This window comes from Pseudomonas sp. K5002 (assembly GCF_013386655.1).
In the GTDB taxonomy this organism is placed as follows: domain Bacteria; phylum Pseudomonadota; class Gammaproteobacteria; order Pseudomonadales; family Pseudomonadaceae; genus Aquipseudomonas.
On the sequence record NZ_JACARK010000717.1, the window covers coordinates 1 to 5,115 of the forward strand.

The 5,115-nt window shown below is 62.1% G+C and carries 3 protein-coding genes and 2 pseudogenes; 2 read left to right on the forward strand and 3 right to left on the reverse strand.

What is annotated here, in order from left to right:
* A pseudogene (locus tag HX846_RS26995) lies at window positions 1–335 on the forward strand (hypothetical protein); the annotation flags it as partial.
* Here HX846_RS26995 and HX846_RS27000 read toward each other — a convergent pair.
* A complete protein-coding gene (locus tag HX846_RS27000; RefSeq protein ID WP_008435398.1) occupies window positions 332–856 on the reverse strand; it encodes a DUF924 family protein in 525 nt (174 codons plus the stop codon). The pseudogene HX846_RS26995 and the gene HX846_RS27000 overlap by 4 nt on opposite strands.
* Before the next feature lie 127 nt (window positions 857–983).
* Here HX846_RS27000 and HX846_RS27005 point away from each other — a divergent pair, with 127 nt between their 5' ends.
* Window positions 984–2,042, forward strand: coding sequence for a HoxN/HupN/NixA family nickel/cobalt transporter (locus HX846_RS27005; RefSeq protein ID WP_178966449.1), 1,059 nt, complete (start codon window positions 984–986; stop codon window positions 2,040–2,042).
* Between the two features lie 198 nt (window positions 2,043–2,240).
* On the opposite strand, the gene HX846_RS27010 is transcribed toward HX846_RS27005, so the two are convergent.
* Both HX846_RS27010 and HX846_RS27015 read right to left on the reverse strand, forming a co-directional pair.
* On the reverse strand, window positions 2,241–4,682 hold the full coding sequence (locus tag HX846_RS27010) for a TonB-dependent receptor (RefSeq protein ID WP_178966450.1): 2,442 nt from the start codon (window positions 4,680–4,682) through the stop codon (window positions 2,241–2,243).
* Between the two features lie 88 nt (window positions 4,683–4,770).
* Window positions 4,771–5,115, reverse strand: a pseudogene (locus tag HX846_RS27015) (iron dicitrate transport regulator FecR); the annotation flags it as partial.

A 5,115-nucleotide genomic window follows, 5' to 3' on the forward strand; every position in this document is an offset into this window, starting at 1 on the left:
CCAACCTCTACTTCCCCGCGCCCCTGGGCCTGTTTGGCGACATCGTCGGCGGCCCGGTCAGCCCGGTGATGGGCCCCGGCGTACTGGACCTGCCGGTCAGCGTGGGCAAATGGAAAGGCTGGCTCGCCAGGTCCTGGCTCAGCCACACCCATTACTGGAGCGAACGCGGCGGCGCCAAGGGCTACCTGAATAAACTGACCACCGATGACGCGGCAATTACCCAAGGCGAACGTCCGTCGGCGACTGAAGCGTTGCGTTGGGCGATTGATCTCAAGGGTGTGCGGCGTTTTCGCCAGGCGGGCGTCAGAGACTTAGTGGCTGAACCCGAGGCCTAGCCCGAAAAGCCACCGTCCTCCAGGAACGCCCGCTCCTCCTCTGTCGTGACCCTGGCCAACACCTCATTACGATGAGGAAAGCGCCCGAACCGCTCGATGATGCGGGCGTGCTCCTTGGCCCAGCGGTAGGTATTGGCATCAAGGTCCTTGTTCAGGGCCACCGACAGCTGTTGATCCCCGGGATCTTCAGAATGCTCGAAGGGCAAATAACAAAACGCCCGCAACGGGGTTTCGATCGACTTGTCCATCCCCGCCTCGACCATCTGCCGCGCGTACAAACGCGCAAGCGGGTCGGTGGCGAACATATGCGCCGTGCCACGGAAGGTATTGCGCGGGAACTGGTCCAGCAGCAACAGCAACGCCAGCGCGCCTTCCGGCGTTTGCATCCAGCTCTCCAGTTCGCGCCGGGCCGCCTGCAAATGCGTGGTGTAGAAAGCCTCGCGAAAACGCCGGTCAAACCCTTCATCCTTGGCAAACCAGAGCTTGGGCCCCGCCTGTTTCCAGAACTCAATAACCGCCATTGCTGCATTTTCGATCGTCGTCACAATCCTCTCCTCACTCACTCCACAAATTTCATCATCACTCTAAACAAAATCTATAAAGTTTCGGAACGTGTCTGAATGTTTCCACCGCACACAGGTAGTGTTGATGATCCTACGCCTTGCCCAGATTTTCAGTGACTCCAGCACCCAGGTTCGCGCCAAGCTGTTTGGCATCTACGGGTTGTTGATCGGCATTAACGTGTTCGCCTGGATCTGGGCGCTGGTGGCGTTCCATGAGCACCCGGTGTTGCTCGGCACCGCGCTCCTGGCCTACGGTTTCGGGCTGCGGCATGCGGTGGATGCCGACCATATCGCCGCCATCGACAACGTGACCCGCAAGCTGATGCAGGAAAAGAAACGTCCGGTGGCGGTGGGCTTCTTTTTCTCCCTGGGACATTCTTCGGTGGTGGTCCTGGCATCCATTGGCGTCGCGTTTGCGGCCTCGGTGATGCAGGCGCGGTTTGAAGGGTTCAAGGCAATCGGCGGGGTGATCGGCACGTCGGTCTCGGCCTCGTTTCTGTTGGTCATCGCCTTGATGAACCTGGTGATCCTGCACGCGATCTACAAGGCCTGGCGCCATGTGCGCCAGGGCGGTGCGTATGTGGAGGACGACTTCGACCTGCTGCTGGCGGACCGGGGTTTCATGGCGCGGATTTTCCGCCCGGTGTTTCGCCTGATCAGCCGCAGCTGGCATATGTACCCGTTGGGTTTCCTGTTCGGCCTGGGCTTTGATACGGCCACCGAGATCGGCCTGTTGGGGATTTCTGCGACCCAGGCCTCTCAAGGGCTGTCGCCGTGGGCGATCATGGTGTTCCCGCTGCTGTTCAGCGCCGGCATGTCCCTGGTGGACACGCTGGACGGCCACCTGATGCTGGGGGCATACGGCTGGGCGTACATGAAGCCGATCCGCAAGATCTACTACAACATGACCATCACCCTGGTATCGGTGGTGGTTGCGGTGGTGATCGGCAGTATCGAGGCGTTGGGGTTGATGGGTGACCAGTTGGACCTGAAGGGATCGTTCTGGAGTTTTATCGGCTCGCTGAACGACAGTTTCGGGATGCTGGGCTACATGATCATCGGGATCTTCGTGGCCAGTTGGGCGATCTCGGTGATGCTGTATCGCCTCAAGGGCTTTGACCGGATTGAGGTGAATGCGGGTTGACCTTTTGGCTGTGCCGCCTGTTGTAGCTGGAGGTGTGGTGAAGGGATTTTTTTGTGGCGAGGGGGCTTGTCCCCCGTTGGAGTGCGAAGCGCTCCCGGCTTTTTTGGGGCTGCTGCGCAGCCCAACGGGGGACAAGCCCCCTCGCCACAAAGGCTCCCTCGCCACGGGTTGTTCATCACCTGATAGGTTTTCCCAGGCTCAGAAATCCACCGTCGCCGACAATTTCACTGTCCGCGGCTCACCCTGGGTCAGGTAGTTATTGGCCGTCGACGCCGACGACCAGTACGCCTTGTTCGCTACGTTTTCGACGTTGGCGCGCAGGGTGATGTATTTGTCATCCGCTTTGAAGCCATAACGCGCCCCCAGGTCGACGCGGGTCCAGGCCGGGATACTCAGGCTGTTGGCGGCGTTGACGTATTCGCCACCGGTGCGCAGCATCCGTGCGCTGACCGCCGCACCCTGGATGCCCGGCACATCCCAATCCGCACCGATGTTGTACTGGAAGCGCGGCACACCCGCGGCGCGGTTGCCGTCGGTGGCGCCGTTGGAAGTGCTCTTCTGTTCGGTGTCCATCCAGGTGGCACCGGCCAGCAGGCGCAGGCCGTCGATGGGCTCGCCGAACACGTTGAGTTCCACGCCTTTGTTGATCTGTTCACCGTCGACAGTGAAGGTATCGAACTTCTGGCCCGGGAACCGGGTGGTCGCGTTGTTCGGCTGTTCGATGCGGTACACACCCAGCGTGGCGCCATAGTTTTCCCAGTCCAGCTTCACCCCGGCTTCCGTCTGCTTGCTGCGCTTGGGCGGGAAGACTTCGCCGGGGTTGGTCACGTTCGTGAGTGGCGCCGTCGGGCCCTGGGCCAGGCCTTCGATACGGTTGGCGTAGAACGACACGTGCTCCCATGGCTTGATTACCAGCCCATAGACCGGTGTGGTGATGGACTCGGAGTACGGTGTACCCCGTGCCCCCGTGGCCGTGTTCCAACTGTCCACCTCGATGGTCTGGCGCCGCACGCCCAGGGTCAACAGCACCCGATCATCCAAAAAGCCCAGGGTGTCGGACACCGCCGCACTCTTGATGCGGTTCTTGCCGACAACCCGCGGGTCGTGAATATCACTGCCGAAATAGGTGTTGGTAGGTCGCGGCGTTTGCGTCGGGTCGTACAGGTTGCCGGGCTGGCGGTTGGCTTGCAGGATCGCCTCGTAGGACGAGCGCTGCTCGCCCCAGATCCCCGACAGCCCGAAGTTCATCTGATGGGTCACCGGCCCCGTCGCAAAGTGCCCGTTCAAGCCGGCCATGGCGCTTTTGTTGTCTTCGTCATGGGGTGAATAGAGGAAGCCCACCTTGGCGCTGCCATCGTTGGCGACATACAGCGACGAATACTGGCCGTTCTCCCGAGTGTGCTTGGCGCCACCTGCCGCGTAGGCCGTCCAGTTATCGTTCAAGTCATATTCGGCGTTGACCATGCCGTAGGTGTCTTCCAGCTGCGACCAGCTCCAGTCCTGGGCGTAGTTGTTCTTGGCCGACGGCGGGCTGGGCACTTTGGTGCCGGTCAGGTAGACCACCGAGCGGCCGTTATTGATGCGTTCTTTCTGGTAGCCAAAGTCGGTGGAGACCCGCAAGCGCTCGCCGCGATAATCCAGGGCAACGGCGATCAACTGCGAGCTTTTGTTTTCGTCATCCACAGCGGTTTCGCCGCCGTGCCGCGCCAGGTTGACCCGGGCGCCAAAGCGGTTGTCTTCGCCAAAGCGTTGGCCAAGGTCGATGTGGCCGCCGGCCTGGCTGTCGCTGGCGTAATCGAGGGTGACGCTGCGGGTGGGCGTGTCTTCAGCGCGCTTGGGCACCAGGTTGACGCTGCCGCCGATCCCGCTGCCCGAGGGCGACACGCCGTTGACGAAGGCATTCGGGCCCTTGAACAACTCCACCCGTTCCAGGGCTTCGGTAGTGATGATCTGCCGGGGCAGCACGCCGTACAGGCCATTGAATGCGATGTCATCGGTGCTCAGCGGCAGCCCGCGAATGGTGAACACCTGGGAGAAGTTGCCAAACCCGGACGACTGGCGCACCGACGCGTCGTTGAGCAATACGTCGCCGACGGTTCGCGCTTGTTGGTCGGCGATGGTTTTCGAGGTGTAGCTGACCACGCTGAATGGTACGTCGTTGATGGACCGATTGCCTAACACGCCCAGGCGTGCAGAACGTGCCACCTGGCCACCGGCATACGTGTCTGCCTGCGCCCCGCTCGCTTCACCGCTGATGGTGGTGGCGCCCAACTCCAACGCACCGCCGCTGGCCTGGGGCACCACGGTATAACCGTTGGTGCCGGTGCCTTGCAGGGTGTAGCCGCTGCCTTGCAGCAACTGGGCAAAACCCGATTGTGCGCTGTAGCTGCCTTGCAGCCCCGGGCTTTGTTGATCGTTGAGCAACGTGGAATCGAACGACAACGGCACCCCGGACAACGCCGCAAACTGCGCCAGCACATTCCCCAGCGGCCCCGCCGCGATGTTATAGCTGCGCGCCGCACTGCTTGGCGCAGCATCTTCTGCCTGGGCGTTCTGCAGCGGTGCGACGGCGGCAAGGGCGACCGCCAGGCTCAGAGCCTTCAACGGACGGGGGCAGTACGGGAGCGGTCTGGCGGTCATGGGCATTCCTGTCGGCGCGGAGCAATGTTGAGGGTTCTCCCCTACACCGGGCGACAACGAAAAAGGTATCAGCGAAAGTTGAAAAAGATCAGCGCGGCTCGACCGTCACCCAATACCCCGTCAGGCTGCTGACCTTGACCGGCAAGGTTTCCTGCAACAGGTGCAGGCTGGCATCGGTGTCGCGCAGGGGAAACGCACCCGACACCGTGAGGTCGGCAACCGAGGCATGGCAGCGCAATACGCCGGCGCGATAACGCCCCAGCTCATCCAGCAGGTCCGCCAGGCGCATATGCTGGGCCAGCAGCATGCCGTTCTCCCAGGTCAGGGTGCTGACATCCAGCGGCTCGACGGCGGCTACCCGGTCAACACTGAAGGCGCCCTGCTCGCCCGCCTTGACGATCACCCCCTGGCCGGCATGCGCCGCCAGCAACTC

What these genes read in the sequence shown, in the direction of transcription:
- HX846_RS27000 (WP_008435398.1), bottom strand. Translation starts at nt 856, where the DNA reads ATGGCGGTTATTGAGTTCTGGAAACAGGCGGGGCCCAAGCTCTGGTTT.
- HX846_RS27005 (WP_178966449.1), top strand. Translation starts at nt 984, where the DNA reads ATGATCCTACGCCTTGCCCAGATTTTCAGTGACTCCAGCACCCAGGTT.
- HX846_RS27010 (WP_178966450.1), bottom strand. Translation starts at nt 4,682, where the DNA reads ATGACCGCCAGACCGCTCCCGTACTGCCCCCGTCCGTTGAAGGCTCTG.